Consider the following 18,116-nt stretch of genomic DNA (forward strand, 5'->3'; position numbering starts at 1 on the left):
CCGAAATCGCCAAGGACTGGCCGATCTTCATCGGCGGCATCGTGTCGACCACGATCGCAAGCAACGCGCTCGGCTACCTGCTCGCCCGGCGGCAGGTGCTGCCGGGCACGACCGCGATCTGGGGGTCGTCCCCCGGCGCGGCCTCCGCGATGACCTTTCTGGCGGAGGCCTACGGCGCGGACGTGCGTCTTGTCGCGGTGATGCAGTACCTACGGGTCGTGCTCGTCGCCGTCTCCGCCTCGATCGTGGCGCTGATCTGGGTTTCGCCGGACCGCGGCGCGGCGAGCGTCGACTGGTTTCCGCCCGTGGACTGGCCGAGCCTTGCCGCCACGCTTGCCCTCGCCGCGGCGGGCGCCTGGGCCGGTCGGCGTTCGCGGCTGCCCGCCGGGCAACTCCTGCTGCCGCTGGCGCTCGGCGTGCTGCTGCACGACTTCGGGCTGCTGAAGATCGAGCTTCCGCCGTGGCTGCTGGCCGCGAGCTATGCGCTGGTCGGCTGGAGCATCGGCCTGCGCTTCACCCGCCCGATCATCCTGCACGCCGCCCGGGCGCTGCCGATTCTCGCGGTCTCGGTGCTGACGCTGATCGCGCTCTGCGGCGGCTTCGCCGCGGCGCTGGTGCATTTCGCAGGCCTCGACCCGCTGACGGCCTTCCTCGCCACCAGCCCCGGCGGCGCCGACTCGGTCGCGATCATCGCCGCGTCGAGCGACGTCGACCTGCAGTTCGTCATGACCATGCAGACCGCGCGGCTGGTGATCGTGCTGCTGACCGGCCCAAGCGTGGCGCGGTTCATCGCCCGGCGGATCGAGCGCCGGCGAGCGGCCGAGACCCCGCCTAGCTCTTGAGGCGCGCGATCATCGCCTGCGCGGCCGCCGGATTGCGGACCTTTGCGCCCGAGATGAAGAACGCGAACACCTCGCGCGGCGTCTTCGGCGCCGGCGCGCGCCCAAGCGTCGGCAGGTCCTTCGGCGTCTCGCCCTTGGCGTAGGCCGCGAACCGCTTCGCCCAGACGTCGAGCTCGTCCTCGGCGTAACCGGTTTCGATCTCCTCCTGCGCGCGCTCCAGCCGCAGATAGACGAAGTCCGCGGTCGGATCGGCGATCATCGGGTGGTCGGGGTCGTCGAGGATCACCTGCGCGACGTTCGCCTCCCGCAGCATCTCCACGAACCGCGGGTCGGCGAAGCTCTCGTGCCGCGCTTCGATGACGTGGCGCAGAGCCAGGCCCTTGTGCTTCGCCGGCAACAGCTTGAGGAAACCCGCGAGATCGTCCGGCTCGAACCGCTTAGTCGCCGCGAGCTGCCACAGGATGGGACCGAGCTTGACCCCAAGCTCCGTCACGCCGCTGTCCAGGAAGCGCGTCACCGACTCCGCGCCCTCGATGAGCACCTTGCGGTTGGTGGCGAAGCGCGGGCCCTTGACAGAGAACAGGAAGCCGTCCGGCGTCTCCGAGGCCCATTTTCGGAAGCTCTCCGGCTTCTGGGAGCCGTAGAACGTCGCGTTGATCTCGATCGCGGTGAGACGCTCGGCGGCGTAGGCCAGCTCGCGCTTCTGCGTCAGATCCTCGGGATAAAACGTCCCGCGCCAGGGCTCGAAGGTCCAGCCGCCGACGCCGACCCGGATCGCCCCGGCCGCCATCACGCGGCTTTCGCAAGCCCCGCGAACAGCGCAAGGCCGTCCGTACCGCCGACCGCGCCGTCGATCAGGTTCTCGGGGTGCGGCATCATGCCGAGCACGTTGAGGTTTTCGGAGTAGATCCCGGCGATGTCGTTGATCGACCCGTTGGCGTTGGCGAGGCCGCCGACGACCCCCGCCGCATCGGCGTAGCGGAACGCGACGCGGCCGTCGCCTTCGAGCCGCTCGATGGTCTCGGCGTCGGCGAAGTAGTTGCCCTCGCCATGGGCGCAGGCGACCTCGATCAGCTGTCCGGGCTGGTAGCCGCTCGTGAACCGGGTGTCGACGCGCTCGATCTTCAGGTGCTGCGTCTTGCAGATGAAGCGCAGGTTCTTGTTGCGGGTGAGGATCCCGGGCAGCAGGCCGCTCTCGACCAGGATCTGGAAGCCGTTGCAGATGCCAAGCACCAGCCCGCCGCGTGCGGCGTGGGCGCGCACCGCGTCCATGATCGGCGCCCGCGCGGCGATCGCGCCGCAGCGGAGGTAGTCGCCGTAGGAGAAGCCGCCGGGCAGCACGACGAGGTCCGTGCCGGCCGGAAGTTCGGTGTCGGCGTGCCAGACCATGGCGGGCGCCGAGCCCGTCCCGGCCCGCAACGCCGCCGCGACGTCGCGCTCGCGGTTGGACCCGGGAAAGACGATGACGGCGGCGTTCATGGGTCTCGGTCCTCGGAGCGTTACTGCTCGATCTTCAGCGAGGCGAGCAAGGCCTCGATCTTCGGCTGGTGGGTCGCCCAGCTCTCGGACGGCGTCACGCAGTTGAAGGCCACGTCGTAGCCTTTCGCGGCGACGAGGAACAGTCCGAAGCGCAGCTTGCCGGGCTCGCCTTCCGCCTTCAACTCCGCCCAGTGCCCGAGGTTCGGCCCGAAACGCTTCGGCGCGAAGGGCGCCACGTAGGAGGTCGCGAAGTCCTTTGGGGCGTTGGCGATGACGCCGTCGCCGAACTTCGTGGCGGTCTGGTCGGCCAGGGCGACGCCGGGGCGCGCCTGTTCGTCCGCGCGGGTCTGGATGGTGCAGAACACGCGCTCCCCGCCGCAGGCCTTGTCGGTGCAGCGAACGCCGATCTGCCGCACGGTCTGGAACTTGGACCAGTTGGCCCCGTCCGGCAGCAGCGAGAACACGCCGTCGGGGCCGCGAATGTCCGGAATGACCGCGGGCTTGGGCGCGCCCTGCGCGACCGCGGCCCCCGCGGCGATCACGAAGACCGCGGTGCTGAGCGCAGCTGTGGGCAGACGGGTCGTCATAGTCGGGGTCACCCCGCGATGTCGTAGCGATAGCTCTCGATGACGGTGTTCGCGAGCAGCTTTTCGCACATGGCTTTGAGGGTCGCCTCCGCCTCGGCGCGATCTTCGGTGGCGAGCTCGACGTCGAACAGCTTGCCCTGGCGGACGCTTTCAACGCCGGGCACGCCGAGAGAGCCGAGCGCTCCCTCGATCGCCTTGCCCTGCGGATCGAGGACGCCGTTCTTGAGGGTGACGGTGACGCGCGCCTTCATGATCGGAATCCTCTCGAGCGACGGTGGCTACAGGGTGGCGTCGAGCGCCTTGTTGATCTTCGCGGCGCTGTCGTCCCGCAGCTTAAGAGCCGCGCTCTCGCCCTTCGTCAACACCTGAACCGCCATCAGCCGCTCGGACCTGGCGTCGAAGATGGTGGACATCACCGCCGAAGATCCGTCCGGGCAGCCGCCGGCGCTGTCGATCTGCACGCGGGCGTCGTTGATCTTCTTGATGTCGTAGCTCCTGAAGGCGCAGCCCGTCGCCTTCATCGATTCCTCGTTGCCGTATTTGAAGGCGGTCAGCGCGCCCTGCGGATCGGCGACGACTTTTTTCAGATACTCGCCGCTCGGCTTCGCTGCGCTGATCCCCAGCACGCCGCGGCCGCCGCAGCTGTCCTTGTCGCAGACGTAGGTGACGCTCTCGCCGGTTGCGTTCTGTTTCGTCCAGCCGGCGCCGACCTCGCCGAGCGTCTTCTCGATGTCGAGCTGGGGCGCGTCTTCGGCGGCGGTCGCAACAGCGGGCGGGGCCACGGTCTGGGCGGCGGCCGGGACAACCGCGAGGCACGTCGCGACGGCGATCAAAGCCCTGATGTTTATGGGCATTTTATTATCCTCCCTTCCGAAACGACGACGCCCCGCTCGGGTGGGAGCGGGGCGTCGGCAGTCTTATGAACCGTGAGGTTGAGGCGCGCTATGCGTCCTTCGACGTCACCAGCACCGGGCCGCGGCCGTTCGGGACCTCCGACTCGGGCAGGATGCCGAGCCGGCGCGCGACCTCGGAATAGGCCTCCACCAGGCCGCCCATGTCGCGGCGGAAGCGGTCCTTGTCGAGCTTGTCGTTCGACTTGATGTCCCACAGACGGCACGAATCCGGGGAGATCTCGTCGGCGACGACGATGCGGACCGTGTCGTTCTCCCAGAGGCGGCCGGTCTCCATCTTGAAGTCGACAAGGCGGATGCCGACGCCGAGGAACAGGCCGGACAGGAAGTCGTTGACGCGGATCGCCAGCGCCATGATGTCGTCGATCTCCTGCGGGCTCGCCCAGCCAAAGGCCGTGACGTGCTCCTCGGAGACCATCGGATCGTTCAGGGCGTCGTTCTTGTAATAGAACTCGATGATCGAACGGGGCAGCTGGGTGCCCTCCTCGATGCCGAGCTTGGTCGCGAGCGAGCCTGCGGCGACGTTGCGCACCACGACCTCGAGCGGGATGATCTCGACTTCGCGGATTAGCTGCTCGCGCATGTTCAGCCGACGGATGAAATGCGTCGGCACCCCGATGTCGTTGAGGTGCTGGAAGACGAACTCCGAGATCCGGTTGTTCAGGACGCCCTTGCCGTCAATCACCTCGTGCTTCTTGGCGTTGAAGGCGGTTGCGTCGTCCTTGAAATGCTGGATCAGCGTGCCGGGCTCAGGTCCTTCATAGAGGACTTTCGCCTTGCCTTCATAGATGCGGCGACGGCGGTTCATCGGCGTATACCGTGGCTTGAGGAAATCCATAACACCTGCCGGTTTGTCGTGTCTGACCGGATGGTCGTCGGTCCGGCGGCGCGCAAGAATCGGTCGCCTCCGGTGGAACGGAGACGCCATGCGCGCGGCCGGACCCTAGCCGATCAGGCCGTCCAGCACAACGAGGGCGACCGCGCGAGCCGCCGCCACATTCCAGCCATGCAACTCCCGAAATCGTAATCCGCCGCGTCGCCTCAGCGCGATGCCCGCGCTGCTCCCATGGTTCCAAGGACGCTCCCACATGAAGCGCACAGCCGCCGCCCTCGCCTTCGTTCTCGGCTTCCTCGCCGCCTCGGGTTCGGCCCGAGCCGCGGCCTCGTGCCCGGGCGTCACGCTTCAGGACGGCCCGCAGCCGCCCGCCGTCATGGCGGCGGTCGGACGGCAGATCAGCGATGGGGCGCTGCCGATCGACCGCACGCTGACCTCGGGCTCATGGCGCATCTACCATGTACGGCCAAAGACGGCGGACCCGCTGTACATGTTCTTCCATGGCGACCCTGCGCGGACGAGCCGGATCTACCTGTCGCCAGGCCTCGGCCGGCCCGACGAGTACGCCGACATCAAAATGGAGGTGGAGCAGAATGCGACTGGCATCCCGCCCGCTCTCTCCGCCTGCTTCGCCAGACTTGTGACCGGCGCTAAGTGAGGGGTGGTGTTCGAGCCTACACGAGCGGGCTCCAACGCGGCCGGCGTCGGAGCCCGCTCGACGATCAACGCATCAGCAGGATGAGCGAGCGCGGGGCGACCTCCAACGGTTCGCCGCCCCCCTGGAGAGCGCGCTCCTCGACCTCGTCGGGTGTCTCGGTATCGATCACGACCCGCCAAGCGGCTTCGCCCTCGGCGGCGGGCAGCATGAACGGCACGACGCCGTCATGGCTGTTGAAGATCAGGATCGCCTGTTCGTCCTCGGTCGTGAGCTGCAGGCCGATGCAGTCGGCGCCGGCGTCCGCCCACTGCTCCGGCGTCTGCTCGCCGCCGCCGGGGTTGAGCCAGGTGACGCCCATCCCGTCGCGGAAGCTCGCCCGGCGCAGGATCGGATGCTCCGCGCGGAGCTGCACCAGCCGCTTGGTAAAGGCGAGGAGCTTCTGGTTGTTCTCGTTGAGGTCCCAGTGGACCCACGAGATCTCGCTGTCCTGACAGTAGCCGTTGTTGTTGCCGCCCTGGGTGCGGCCGAACTCGTCGCCCGCGAGGATCATCGGCGTCCCATGGCTGAACAGCAGCGTCGCCAGGAAGTTGCGCTTCTGACGCTCGCGCACAGCGACGATGCCTTCGTCGTCAGTCTCGCCTTCGACGCCGTAGTTGTAGCTGCGGTTGTCGCCGTGGCCGTCGTTCCCGCCCTCGCCGTTCGCCTCGTTGTGCTTCTCGTTGTAGGTGACGACGTCGTGCAGGGTGAAGCCGTCATGGGCGGTGATGAAGTTGACGCCGGCCCACGGGCGCCGCCCCTGACGGTCGTAGATGTCGCCGGAGCCCGTGATACGTGCGGCGAAGTCGCCGAGATGGCCGGCGCCCTGCTTCCAGTAGTCTCGGACGTTGTCGCGGTACTTGTCGTTCCATTCGGCCCAGCCGGGAGGGAACCCACCGACCTGATAGCCGCCGGGACCGATGTCCCATGGCTCGCCGATCAGCTTCACCTGCCGCAGCACCGGATCCTGCCCGATCGCGTCAAAGAAGCCGGAGCGGGCGTCGAAGCCGTAGGTCTCTCGACCGAGGATGGTGCCAAGGTCGAAGCGGAAGCCGTCGACGTGCATCTCCTCCACCCAGTACCGGAGGCTGTCCATCACCATCTGCAGCACGCGCGGATGTCTAAGATTGACGGTGTTACCGGTGCCGGTGTCGTTGATGTAGTAGCGGTGATTGTCCGGCATCGTCCGGTAGTAGCTCAGATTGTCGATGCCCTTGAACGACAGGGTCGGCCCGAGCTCGTTGCCCTCCGCCGTGTGGTTGTAGACGACGTCGAGGATCACCTCGAGGCCGGCGTTGTGGAACGCCCGGACCATGTTCTTGAAGCTCGCGAGCCGCGCGCGGCCGGACTTGTTGGGTCCGCCGGCGTAGCGGCCCATCGGCGCGAAGAAGCCGATGGTGTTGTAGCCCCAGAAGTTGCGCAGCCCCTTGTCGATCAGGTGCTGGTCGTCGAGGAAGGCGTGCACGGGGAGCAGCTCGACCGAGGTGACGCCAAGCGCCTTGATGTGGTCGATCACGGCCTTCTGGCTCAGCCCGTCGAAGGTTCCGCGAAGATCCTCCGGCACGTCCGGATGGAGCATGGTGTAGCCGCGGACGTGGGTCTCGTAGAACACGGTCTTGTCCCACGGCACGTCCGGCTTGACGTCGCGCGTCCAGTCAAACGCGGTGTCAGCGACTTCGCACTTCGGCATGAACGGCGCGCTGTCCCGCTCGTCGAAGGTGAGGTCCTTGTCTTCGGCGTTCAGATCGTAGGCGAAATGGGCCTCGTTCCAGTCGATGGAGCCGACGAGGCTCTTGGCGTAGGGGTCGAGGAGGAGCTTGTTCGGGTTGAAGCGATGGCCTTCCTCGGGCCGGAAGGGGCCGTGGACGCGGTAGCCGTAGATCTGCCCTGGGGAGATCCCAGGAAGATAGCCGTGCCAGATCTCGTCCGTGTATTCCGGAAGGGTGACCCGCTCGATTTCGTTCTGATTGTCGTCAAAGAGGCAGAGTTCCACGCGCTCGGCGTAGGCCGAAAAAATCGCAAAGTTCGTCCCCTGACCGTCGAAGGTCGCGCCGAGCGGTTGCGGCCGCCCAGCCTCGGCCCGACGGTCGGTCTTGATATCGCCCATGGAAGATGTCGCCTCGCCTCGAGCGGGCCGAAGCGGCCCGCGATCCCGTCACCGCATCACAACGAACGCACCCACTCGACGTTCCGAGCGATCGGGCGCTAACTTCACCCAAATTCTCCGGGCCCTTCAGCCCTTCGTCTTTTTCGACGGCTTCGCCCCGGCGGCCTTCGCGGCCTGGGGCGCGTCGGCCGCGCGCTTGCCGTCCGAGGATTTGCCGCCGCCGGCTTTCGCCGCCTTCGATTCGGGCGCGGGAGGAGCGGGCTTTGCCGGCTTGCCCCCGGCCTTCGGAGGCGTGCCCGCAGCTGTAGCGGCGGCCTTCGCTTTCGGGGCCTTTACCCCTTTTCCGTTGGCGCCGGAGCCCTCGCCGCCGCCCGCCGTCGCCGAGGCGAGCTCTGCGGCATAGCGTCTTTCAGCCTCGCTCCAGTGGCGCGCTTCCGCGCCTTCCGGTCGGCCGTCTTCTTCCCAGATCTGGTAGGCGAGATCGCGCACCCGTCGCTCGCGATTGGTCATGTCCTGGCTCCTTTCACGTCGGGCAAGGGGTTGTCGGAGTGAACCGCTGACCGATCTGTGGAGTTCCGCACGACCTCCCGCTGGACGTCGCGTCCCACGCCGATTCGATCGCCGTAGCCTTCAATTTAAGGGAGACCGCCGCATGACCCTCGCCTCAATCGACGCCATCGAGGGCGCCAAACGCCCGCGCATCGCGATCGAGGCGGTCACGCCCACGGTGGACGGTGGTCGGTTCCCCATAAAGACCGTCGTCGGCCGCGACCTGACGGTCGAGGCCGACGTCTTTGCGGACGGCCACGAGGTGCTGAAGGCCGACGTTCTCTGGCGTCCGTTGGGGGGAGAGTGGCGGCGCAGCCCGATGGCCTACGTCATAAACGATCGCTGGCGCGGGACGTTCACGCCGGACGCGATCGGGCGCCACGAGTTCGTCGTCGAGGCGTGGTGGGACGATTTCGGGACCTTCCGGCGCGACCTGACCAAGAAGCGCGAGGCGGGGCTGGACGTTCGGCTGGAGACGGACGAGGGCCTGCTGCTGCTCGAGGACGTCGCGGCGCAGGCCCCCGCCGAGGCCGCCCGAACGCTCGCCGACTTCATCCTCGCGGCCCGCGCGGCCGACGTGCCGACGCGCGTCGCCGAGCTGCTTTCGCCGGAGGCGCACGCCGCAGCCGTGGCCGCCGACCCGCGCGCCTTCGCGTCACGCTCCGAGATCTTCGGCGTGGAGGTTGAGCGGGTCCAGGCCGAGTTCGCGAGTTGGTACGAGTTGTTCCCGCGCTCCGAGAGCGGCGACCCGACCCGGCACGGCACCTTCCGCGACGTCGTCAAGCGGCTGCCGATGATCCGGGACATGGGCTTCGACGTGCTTTACTTCCCGCCGATCCACCCGATCGGCACGAGCAACCGCAAGGGCCCGAACAACACGCTGACCCCCGGCCCGACTGACGTTGGCAGCCCTTACGCCATCGGCGCGCCGGAAGGGGGCCACGACGCCCTGCATCCCGAACTCGGCACGATCGAGGATTTCCGCGCTCTGGTGCAGGCGGCGAAGGAGCATGGGCTCGAGATCGCGCTCGACTTCGCGATCCAGTGCTCTCCGGACCACCCGTGGCTGAAGGAGCATCCCGGCTGGTTCAACTGGCGGCCGGACGGCTCCATGAAATACGCGGAGAACCCGCCGAAGAAGTATCAGGACATCGTCAACGTCGACTTCTACGGGCCGGACGCCGTGCCGGGCCTGTGGATCGCGCTGCGCGACGTGGTGCTGTTCTGGGCGTCCGAGGGCGTCAAGACTTTCCGCGTCGACAACCCGCACACAAAGCCGTTTCCGTTCTGGGAGTGGATGATCGCCGAGGTCAAGGCGAAGCATCCCGACGCGATCTTCCTTTCGGAAGCCTTCACACGCCCGAAGGTGATGTACCGCCTCGCGAAGGTCGGCTACTCGCAGTCGTACACCTACTTCACCTGGCGCAACACCAAGCACGAGATGGCGGAGTACCTGACGGAGCTGACGACGACGGCGCCGAAGAACTTCTTCCGCCCCCACTTCTTCGTCAACACTCCGGACATCAATCCCTATTTCCTGCAGACGTCAGGCCGCCCCGGCTTCCTGATCCGCGCGGCGCTCGCGACCACGCTGTCGGGACTTTGGGGCATGTACAACGGCTTCGAGATCTGCGAGAGCGCGCCGCTGCCCGGCAAGGAAGAGTATCTCGACAGCGAGAAGTACGAGATCCGGATCCGGAACTGGAACCAGCCCGGCAACATCATCTCCGAGATCACCCGGCTGAACCGTATCCGCAAGCAGAACCCCGCGCTGCAGACCCATCTCGGCGTCACGTTCTACAACTGCTTCGACGACCAGATTCTGCTTTACGGCAAGTCGCGGCCCAGGTCGGACGGCGCGGGCGTCGAGGACATGATCCTCACCTTCGTCAGCCTGGATCCGCACGCGGAGAAGCATGCGGCCTACGAGCTTCCGCTGTGGGAGTTCGGTTTGCCCGACGGCGGGACGGTCGCGGTAGAGGACCTCATGCGCGGCAACCGCTTCACCCTGACCGGCAAATCCCAGTGGGTCTACGTGAACCCGGCTGAAATGCCGTTTCACGTCTGGCGCCTCACGAACGTAGCTGGAGCATCGGCATGAACGCCCCTGTGGCACACGGCGACCTGACGCAGCCGAGCGGGACCGTGGTTTCGCGTGAGGGCGTCGACCCGCTGTGGTTCAAGGACGCGATCATCTACCAGGTGCACGTGAAGTCGTTCTTCGACTCGAACGACGACGGCATCGGTGATTTTCCCGGCCTGATCTCAAAGCTCGACTACATCGCGGGCCTCGGCGTCAGCGTCATCTGGCTGCTGCCGTTCTACCCCAGCCCGCGGCTCGACGACGGCTACGACATCTCCGAGTACAAGGGCGTGTCGCCTGACTACGGCACCCTCGCTGACGTGAAGCGCTTCATCGCCGAGGCGCACAAGCGCGGCCTCAAGGTCATCTCCGAGCTCGTGATCAACCACACCTCGGACCAGCACCCGTGGTTCCAGCGGGCGCGGACCGCAAAAAAGGGCTCGGCGCACCGCAACTTCTACGTCTGGTCGGACGACGACACGCTCTACTCCGGAACGCGCATCATCTTCCTCGACACCGAGCGCTCGAACTGGACCTGGGACCCGGTCGCCGGCCAGTACTTCTGGCACCGGTTCTACAGCCATCAGCCGGACCTGAACTTCGAAAACCCGGCGGTCCTGAAGGCCGTGTTCGGCGTGATGAAGTTCTGGCTCGACCTCGGCATCGACGGCCTCCGCCTCGACGCCGTGCCCTACCTGATCGAGCGCGACGGCACGTCGAACGAGAACCTGCCCGAGACCCACGACATCCTGAAGAAGATCAGGGCCGAGCTCGACCGCACCTATCCCGACCGGTTCCTGATCGCCGAGGCCAACATGTGGCCCGAGGACACCAAGGACTACTTCGGCGACGGCGACGAATGCCACATGGCGTTCCATTTCCCGCTGATGCCGCGGATGTACATGGCGATCGCGCGGGAGGACCGGTTCCCGATCACCGACATCATGCGGCAGACGCCGGCGATCCCCGACAACTGCCAGTGGGCGATCTTCCTGCGGAACCACGACGAGCTGACGCTTGAAATGGTGACCGACAAGGAGCGCGACTACCTCTGGAACACCTACGCCTCCGACAAGCGAGCCCGCATCAACCTCGGCATCCGCCGCCGCCTCGCTCCGCTGATGGAGCGCGACCGGCGCCGGATCGAGCTGATGAACGCGCTGCTGCTGTCGATGCCCGGCACGCCCGTGATCTATTACGGCGACGAGATCGGCATGGGCGACAACATCCACCTCGGCGACCGCGACGGCGTGCGCACGCCGATGCAGTGGTCGATCGACCGGAACGGAGGCTTCTCGCGCGGCGATCCGGCCTCGCTCGTGCTGCCTCCGGTGATGGATCCGCTCTACGGCTACTACGCGGTGAACGTCGAGGCGCAGGCGCGCGACCCGCACTCGCTGCTCAACTGGACGCGGCGCATGCTGGCCACGCGCCGGCAGCACCCGGCCTTCGGGCGCGGGACGATCCGCTTCCTGTTCCCGCAGAACCGCCGCATCCTGGCCTACCTCCGCGAATACGACGGCGAGGCCATCCTGTGCGTGGCCAACATGGGCCGCAGCCCCCAGGCGGTCGAGCTCGAGCTGTCGGAGTTCGAGGGCCGGGTGCCGGTCGAACTGACGGCGGGTTCGGTGTTCCCACCGATCGGCCAGCTCACCTACCTCCTCACGCTGCCGCCCTACGGCTTCTACTCGTTCGTGCTGGCCACCGCGCAGGCTGCGCCTGCCTGGCACAGCCCCGCGCCTGAACCTCTGCCGGACTACGAGACGCTGGTGCTGCGCGCCGGCGTCGACGACGCCATGCAGACCGAGGCGCGCAAGACGCTCGAGACGGCGGTGCTCCCGACCTACCTCGCCAAGCGGCGCTGGTTTTCGGGGAAGGACCAGAAGCAGATCCTGCCGCGCATCAAGTCGCTTACGCGGCTGTCGGCGCGCGGCCAGGACATCGGACTGGTCGAGGTGGAGGTCACCGGCGGTCCGGAGCCGACGCGCTGGCTGCTCCCGCTCGCGGTCGTCTCCGAAGACGAGACGCTGTCGGCGCTGCCCGGCCGCCTCGCCCTCGCCCGCGTCCGCAAGGGCCGCGACGTTCATCTCCTGACCGACGCCTTCGCGATCCCGAGCTTCGCCTTCGCAATCGCCAACGCTCTGCGCGACGAACGCGTGATAGACGGGGCGAGCGGTCAGATCCGGTTCGAGCCGACCCCCGGCGTCGAAATCCCCACCCTGCCGGATGACGCCGAGATCCTGTGGCTCTCCGCCGAGCAGTCGAACTCCTCGCTGATCGCCGGCGACCTGATGATGATCAAGCTGCTGCGAAAGATCGCGGCGGGGCGGCATCCGGAGGCGGAGATGGGCCGCTATCTCACCGAGCAGGGCTACGCGAACGCGGCGCCCTTCCTCGGCGAGATGGTCCGGGTCGACGCCGAGGGGAATCGCGCGACCCTCGCCATCATCCAGGGCTTCATCCGCAACCAGGGCGACGCCTGGACCTGGACGCTCGATCACCTCACCCGCGCCCTCGACGAATTCGGGGCGACGGGCGGCGGCGAGATGGCGGACCACCATCGCTTCGCGGAGTTCACCGCCTTCGCCGCGACGCTGGGCAAGCGCCTCGGCGAACTGCATGCGACGTTGGCGCGTCCGAGCGACGATCCCGACTTCGCGCCTCAGCCAGCCGCCACCAAGGACGTCGAAAGCTGGAAGGCTCGCGCCCTGTCTCTGCTCGACGGCGCGATGCACGCCCTGCAGGCGAAGTCGACCTGGGAGTCCGAAGCGCTCGCCGAGCGGGCGAAATCGGTCATCCGCCGGAAGGACGCGCTGGCCGCCGCGATCGGCCGGCTGGCCGACGCCGGCGTGGGGTCCACTGTCAGCCGCATCCACGGCGACCTGCACCTCGGCCAGATCCTGGTCGCGGGCGACGACGTCGTCTTCATCGACTTCGAAGGCGAGCCTGCCCGTCCCTTGGCCGAGCGGCGGGGCAAGGCCAGCCCGCTCCGCGACGTCGCCGGCGTGCTGCGGTCGTTCGACTACGCCGCGGCGATGGTCGGCCGCAACGAGCAGGCCTCGGCCCATGTCGCCGGACCGCGCCGTGAGGCCTTCATTGAACGCTTCCGCGCGGACGCCGGAGCGGGCTTTCTCGCCGCCTACCGCACGACCATCGAGGCGGCCGGCGGCGGCGTCTCCGAGCCGCTGCTCGACATGTTCCTGATCGAGAAAGCCGCCTACGAAATCGCCTACGAGGCGGCCAACCGGCCAGCCTGGATCGACGTGCCGCTGGGGGGCCTGCACGCTCTCGCCGCCCGGCTGGCGCCTGACGACGGAGCCTCCGCATGACGGCGACCACCACTTCCCTCGACCGGAGCGCGCTCGACGCCCTCGCCCAGGGCCGTCACGGCGATCCCTTCGCCGTGCTTGGCCGCCATGACGACGGCGACGGACCCTATGTCCGCGCCGTTCTGCCGGGGGCCCTCGAGGTCGAGATCGTCGACCGTGCGAGCGGGGCGACGGTCGGCGAACTTACGGACGTCGGCGGCGGGGTCTGGGAAGGCCGCGTCCGCGGCGTCGACCCCTATCTCTTCCAGATCAGCTGGCCCGGCGCGGGCCAGGAGATCGAAGACCCCTACAGCTTCGGCCTGCTCCTGGGCGACCTCGATCTGCACCTGATCGCGGAAGCGCGTCACTTCCAGCTGGCGTCGGCGCTCGGCGCCAACGCCATGACCGTGGACGGGGTCCCGGGGGTTCGTTTCGCAGTGTGGGCGCCGAACGCGCGCTCGGTCGCCGTCATCGGCGACTTCAACTCCTGGGATTCACGCCGCCACCCGATGCGGCTTCGCCAGCCGGCCGGCGTCTGGGAACTGTTCGTGCCCCGCGTCGGCCCGGGCGAGCGCTACAAGTTCGCCATTCACGGGCCGGACGGCGCGCGGCTGCCCGACAAGGCGGACCCGGTCGCCCGCGCTTACGAAGCCGCGCCCGCGACAGGCGCCGTGGTGGCCTCGCCCGAGCCCTACGTCTGGACCGACGCCGACTGGATCGAGCGCCGCACCAAAGCGCAGGAGCCCGATCAGCCGCTGTCGTTCTACGAAGTGCACCTCGGCTCCTGGATGAAGGCGGACGGGCGCGAGGTCGACTGGACCTTCGCGACCGAAAAGCTGATCCCCTACGCCGTCGACATGGGGTTCACCCACATTGAGCTGCTGCCGATCACCGAACACCCGTTCGGCGGCTCGTGGGGCTATCAGCCGCTCGGCCTGTTTGCGCCGACCGCGCGCTACGGCGCGCCGGAGGACTTCGCGCGCTTCGTCGACGCGGCCCACGCCGCGGGCGTCGGCGTGGTGCTGGACTGGGTTCCCGCCCATTTCCCGACCGACGCGCATGGCCTCGGCCGGTTCGACGGCACCGCGCTCTATGAGCACGCCGACCCGCGCGAGGGGTTCCACATCGATTGGAACACCGCGATCTACAACTTCGGACGGCGCGAGGTTCAGGGCTTCCTGATCGCAAGCGCGCTGCACTGGCTCGAGACCTTCCACGTCGACGGGCTGCGCGTCGACGCCGTCGCCTCGATGCTCTACCGCGACTACAGCCGCAAGGCCGGCGAATGGGTGCCGAACCAGTATGGCGGCCGCGAGAACCTGGAAGCGGTCGGGTTCATCCAGCACCTGAACGCGGTGGTGCGCGAACGCGCGCCCGGCGCGATCATGATCGCCGAGGAGTCGACCGCCTGGCCCGGCGTCACGCGACCGACGACGGAGGGCGGCCTCGGCTTCCACTACAAATGGAACATGGGCTGGATGCACGACACGCTCCATTACATGGAGCAGGACCCCGTCTACCGGCAGTACAACCACAACGGCATAACCTTCGGGCTCGTCTACGCCTTCTCGGAAAAGTTCGTCCTGCCGCTCAGCCACGACGAGGTCGTGCACGGCAAGGGCTCGCTGATCCAGAAGATGCCGGGCGACCTCTGGCAGAAGTTTGCGAACCTGCGCGCTCTCTACGGGATGATGTGGAGTCATCCCGGCAAGAAGCTGGTGTTCATGGGCGCCGACACCGCGCAATGGCGCGAGTGGAATCATGACGACCAGGTCGACTGGCCGGCGCTGGACGATCCGAACCACGCCGGGATCCAGCGGCTGATGCGGGACCTCAACCATCTGTACCGCGCCAATCCCGCGCTTCACCGCCGCGACGCGGATCCCGCCGGCTTCCGCTGGATCGTCGGCGACGACACCGCGAACTCCGTCTTCGCCTTCCTGCGGCTCGGCGACGACGGCGACGCACCTGTCCTCGTGGTGGCGAACATGACGCCGGTCCCGCGGCATGGATATCGCATCGGCGTTCCGAAAGCCGGACGGTGGAGCGAGATCATGAACACGGACGCGGGGATCTACGGTGGTTCGAACGTCGGCAACGGCGGCGGACTTCCGACGACCGACGTCGAAAGCCATGGGGAGCAGCAGGCGCTGGATCTGACGTTGCCGCCGCTCGGCGTCGTCTTCCTGCGCGCGGAATGACCATGGCGTGACGGCTGACGGGTCACGGCGCCGCCCTCGATGGCGCGCGCTCCCGGCCGCTTCGTCTCCTGCTTCCGACGGCGCGACCTTCTCCCGTGACGTCGGACGGCGCCCGCTTTGTCGCCGCGGAGGCCGAGGCGCGCGCCGTCCTTTGACCGCATCGTTTCCCCGGAGGAGCGATCTAGGTTCAGATCAGCGATCCTGCGCAAAGGCCGTTACACTCCGTCTCGCGGGCCTCTCCAAGCGCATAAGAGGAGTCTCCGCGCCGGGCGATAGACGCTCGCCGACCACGCCGTTTCGGGACGAACCATTGCACCACGCTCGACACCCTGCAGGCCCGCCCTCCATGCCCACCCGCGGGCGCCTTAGAGCGGCGGAGCGCCCGTGAGCCAGACCTTGGAACCTGGCTCGCCCTACCCGCTCGGCGCGACGTGGGACGGGCTCGGCGTGAACTTCGCGGTTTTCTCCGCCAACGCCGACCAGATCGACCTCTGTCTGTTCGACCCGTCCGGTCGCCGGGAGATCGGCCGCCTGCCGTTGCCCGAGAAGACGGACGAGGTGTTCCACGGGTATCTGCCGGAGGCGCGCGCCGGCTTGCTCTACGGCTTCCGCGCCCACGGCGTGTACGAGCCGCAGCACGGCCACCGCTTCAATCCCAACAAGCTGCTGCTCGACCCCTACGCCAAGCAGGTCGCCGGAGAGGTGCGTTGGTCCGACGCGCTCTATGGCTACCGCCTGCACAGTCCGCGCGGTGATCTCTCCTACGACCGGCGCGACAGCGCGCCGGGCATGCCGAAGGGGGTCGTGGTCGACGACGCGTTCAACTGGGGCGACGACCGCCCCCCCAACACGCCGTGGCAGGAGACGGTGATCTACGAGGCGCACGTGCGCGGCCTCACGATGCAGCGGGAGGACCTGCGGCCGCACGAGCGCGGCACCTTCGCGGCGCTCGCAAGCCCCCCGATGATCGAGCACTACAAGAGGCTCGGGATCACCGCGGTCGAGCTGCTGCCGATCCACGCCTTCGTGCAGGACCGCAGGCTCATCGAGCTCGGCCTCCGCAACTACTGGGGCTACAACACCCTCGCCTTCTTCGCGCCCGAGCAGCGCTACCTCTCGGACGGTTCGCTGAACGAGATCAAGGTCGCGGTGCGCCGGCTGCACGCCGCCGGCATCGAGGTCTTCCTCGACGTCGTCTACAACCACACCGCCGAAGGCAGCGAGGAAGGGCCGACGCTGTCTTTTCGGGGGCTCGACAACGCCAGCTACTACCGCCACGTCCGCGACAACTGGCGGCTCTGCGTCAACGACACCGGCACCGGGAACACCGTGAACCTCAGCCACCCGCGGGTGCTGCAGATGGTCATGGACAGTCTGCGCTACTGGGTCGAGGCCTACCACATCGACGGCTTCCGCTTCGACCTCGGCGTCACGCTGGGCCGCGAGGAGCATGGATTCGACCCTGGCTCGGGCTTCTTCGACGCGATCCGCCAGGACCCGGTCCTGCAGCGGGTGAAACTGATCGCAGAGCCCTGGGACATCGGGCCCGGCGGATATCAGCTCGGCCATTTCCCGCCAGGCTTCGCGGAGTGGAACGACAAGTACCGCGACAGCATGCGACGGCTGTGGCGCGGCGACCCCGGCCAACGCCCCGAAGTCGCAGCGCGGCTCGCGGGCTCGAGCGACCTGTTCGACCGGCGCTCACGCAAGCCCTGGGCCTCGGTGAACTTCGTCGCGAGCCACGACGGCTACACCCTCGCCGACGCCGTCGCTTACGTGGAGAAGCACAACCACGCCAACGGCGAGGACAATCGGGACGGCCATGGCGAGAACTACACCTCGAACTGGGGCGTCGAGGGACCGACCGACGATCCCGACATCCTCGAGACCCGGGCGCGGGTCGCGCGGGCGCTGCTCGCCAGCGTCTTCTTCGCCCATGGCACTCCCATGCTGTTGGCCGGCGAGGAGTTCGGCCGGACGCAGGGCGGCAACAACAACGCCTACGCGCAGGACAACGGCGTCTCCTGGGTCGACTGGCGGCTGGCGGAAGGCGACGAAGGCCGGGCGCTGACCGCCTTCGTCGGCCGCCTCGCGCGGCTGCGGGCGGAGCACCCGATCCTGCGATGCAAACACTTTCTCCACGGCCGGGAAGAACCCGCGCCCGGCGTGCTCGACATCGCCTGGTTCGACGAGGCCGGCGAGGCGATCAGTTCCGACGCCTGGAACAACCCCGATGAAAGGACGTTATCGCTGCGACGCGCCGCCCGGCGGGAGGACGGCGCCGTTCCCATCCTGACCTTGATGCTCAACCCGACGTCCGAAGACCGGTCGTTCAAGCTGCCGCCTCCGGCGCTGCCGACGACCCTGCTGGTCGACACCGCCGCCCCCGAGGCGCCGGAGCGGACGCTTGAGGGCGACGTCGTCATCGTCGCCGCCCGCAGCGCCGTCCTCGTGATGGCGGTGCGCCCAGCCCCAGCGCGTCCTTCCGGGCGCCACGCGAACGGAACCAAACGGTGAGCG

Annotated in this window: 13 protein-coding genes and 1 pseudogene; 6 read left to right on the top strand and 8 right to left on the bottom strand. The window is 67.9% G+C overall.

Annotation, left to right across the window (positions count from 1 at the left end):
- Positions 1-842, top strand: an 842-nt coding sequence (locus METY_RS07140) for an AbrB family transcriptional regulator (RefSeq protein WP_103120706.1), incomplete at its 5' end; no start/stop codon positions are given.
- Here the strand turns inward: METY_RS07140 and METY_RS07145 are convergent.
- From METY_RS07145 to purC, 6 genes are all read right to left on the bottom strand, one after another.
- On the bottom strand, positions 832-1,632 hold the full coding sequence (locus METY_RS07145) for a DUF72 domain-containing protein (RefSeq protein ID WP_103120707.1): 801 nt from the start codon (positions 1,630-1,632) through the stop codon (positions 832-834). The two genes, METY_RS07140 and METY_RS07145, sit on opposite strands and share 11 nt — an antisense overlap.
- Positions 1,632-2,321, bottom strand: coding sequence for a phosphoribosylformylglycinamidine synthase subunit PurQ (gene purQ, locus METY_RS07150; RefSeq protein ID WP_103120708.1), 690 nt, complete (start codon positions 2,319-2,321; stop codon positions 1,632-1,634). Before purQ ends, METY_RS07145 begins: the two co-directional genes overlap by 1 nt.
- Before the next feature lie 20 nt (positions 2,322-2,341).
- Entirely contained in the window at positions 2,342-2,908 is a 567-nt protein-coding gene (locus METY_RS07155; RefSeq protein ID WP_103120709.1) for a hypothetical protein, read from the bottom strand.
- An 8-nt stretch (positions 2,909-2,916) separates the two neighbouring features.
- Positions 2,917-3,162, bottom strand: a complete 246-nt coding sequence (gene purS, locus METY_RS07160) for a phosphoribosylformylglycinamidine synthase subunit PurS (protein ID WP_103120710.1) — start codon at positions 3,160-3,162, stop codon at positions 2,917-2,919.
- Positions 3,163-3,186: 24 nt separating this feature from the next.
- A complete protein-coding gene (locus METY_RS07165; RefSeq protein WP_103120711.1) occupies positions 3,187-3,762 on the bottom strand; it encodes a hypothetical protein in 576 nt (191 codons plus the stop codon).
- An 88-nt stretch (positions 3,763-3,850) separates the two neighbouring features.
- On the bottom strand, positions 3,851-4,657 hold the full coding sequence (gene purC / locus METY_RS07170; RefSeq protein ID WP_020184348.1) for a phosphoribosylaminoimidazolesuccinocarboxamide synthase: 807 nt from the start codon (positions 4,655-4,657) through the stop codon (positions 3,851-3,853).
- 250 nt (positions 4,658-4,907) lie between these two features.
- On the opposite strand from purC, the gene METY_RS07175 reads away from it, so the two are divergent.
- Positions 4,908-5,312, top strand: a complete 405-nt coding sequence (locus tag METY_RS07175) for a hypothetical protein (protein WP_103120712.1) — start codon at positions 4,908-4,910, stop codon at positions 5,310-5,312.
- A gap of 64 nt (positions 5,313-5,376) precedes the next feature.
- Here METY_RS07175 and glgX (METY_RS07180) read toward each other — a convergent pair whose 3' ends face one another.
- Positions 5,377-7,455, bottom strand: a complete 2,079-nt coding sequence (glgX, locus tag METY_RS07180) for a glycogen debranching protein GlgX (RefSeq protein WP_103120713.1) — start codon at positions 7,453-7,455, stop codon at positions 5,377-5,379.
- Positions 7,456-7,581: 126 nt separating this feature from the next.
- Positions 7,582-7,965, bottom strand: coding sequence for a DUF2934 domain-containing protein (locus METY_RS07185; RefSeq protein ID WP_103120714.1), 384 nt, complete (start codon positions 7,963-7,965; stop codon positions 7,582-7,584).
- A gap of 187 nt (positions 7,966-8,152) precedes the next feature.
- On the opposite strand from METY_RS07185, the pseudogene METY_RS07190 reads away from it, so the two are divergent.
- From METY_RS07190 to glgX (METY_RS07205), 4 genes and pseudogenes are all read left to right on the top strand, one after another.
- Positions 8,153-10,105 (top strand): annotated as a pseudogene (locus METY_RS07190) (alpha-1,4-glucan--maltose-1-phosphate maltosyltransferase); the annotation flags it as partial.
- Positions 10,102-13,416, top strand: a complete 3,315-nt coding sequence (treS, locus tag METY_RS07195; protein WP_103120716.1) for a maltose alpha-D-glucosyltransferase — start codon at positions 10,102-10,104, stop codon at positions 13,414-13,416. The pseudogene METY_RS07190 and the gene treS, both read left to right, overlap by 4 nt.
- Positions 13,413-15,596 carry a 1,4-alpha-glucan branching protein GlgB gene (gene glgB / locus METY_RS07200; RefSeq protein ID WP_103120717.1) on the top strand — a complete coding sequence of 728 codons (2,184 nt, stop codon included), beginning with the start codon at positions 13,413-13,415 and terminating at the stop codon, positions 15,594-15,596. The genes treS and glgB overlap by 4 nt, the downstream gene beginning before the upstream one ends.
- Positions 15,597-15,980: 384 nt before the next feature.
- Positions 15,981-18,113 (top strand): glycogen debranching protein GlgX, encoded by a 2,133-nt coding sequence (glgX, locus tag METY_RS07205; RefSeq protein WP_103120718.1) that lies wholly within the window; start codon positions 15,981-15,983, stop codon positions 18,111-18,113.
- Positions 18,114-18,116: the final 3 nt, after the last annotated feature.

It is taken from the genome of Methylopila sp. Yamaguchi (assembly GCF_002897035.1).
Classification (GTDB): Bacteria; Pseudomonadota; Alphaproteobacteria; order Rhizobiales; family Methylopilaceae; genus Methylopila.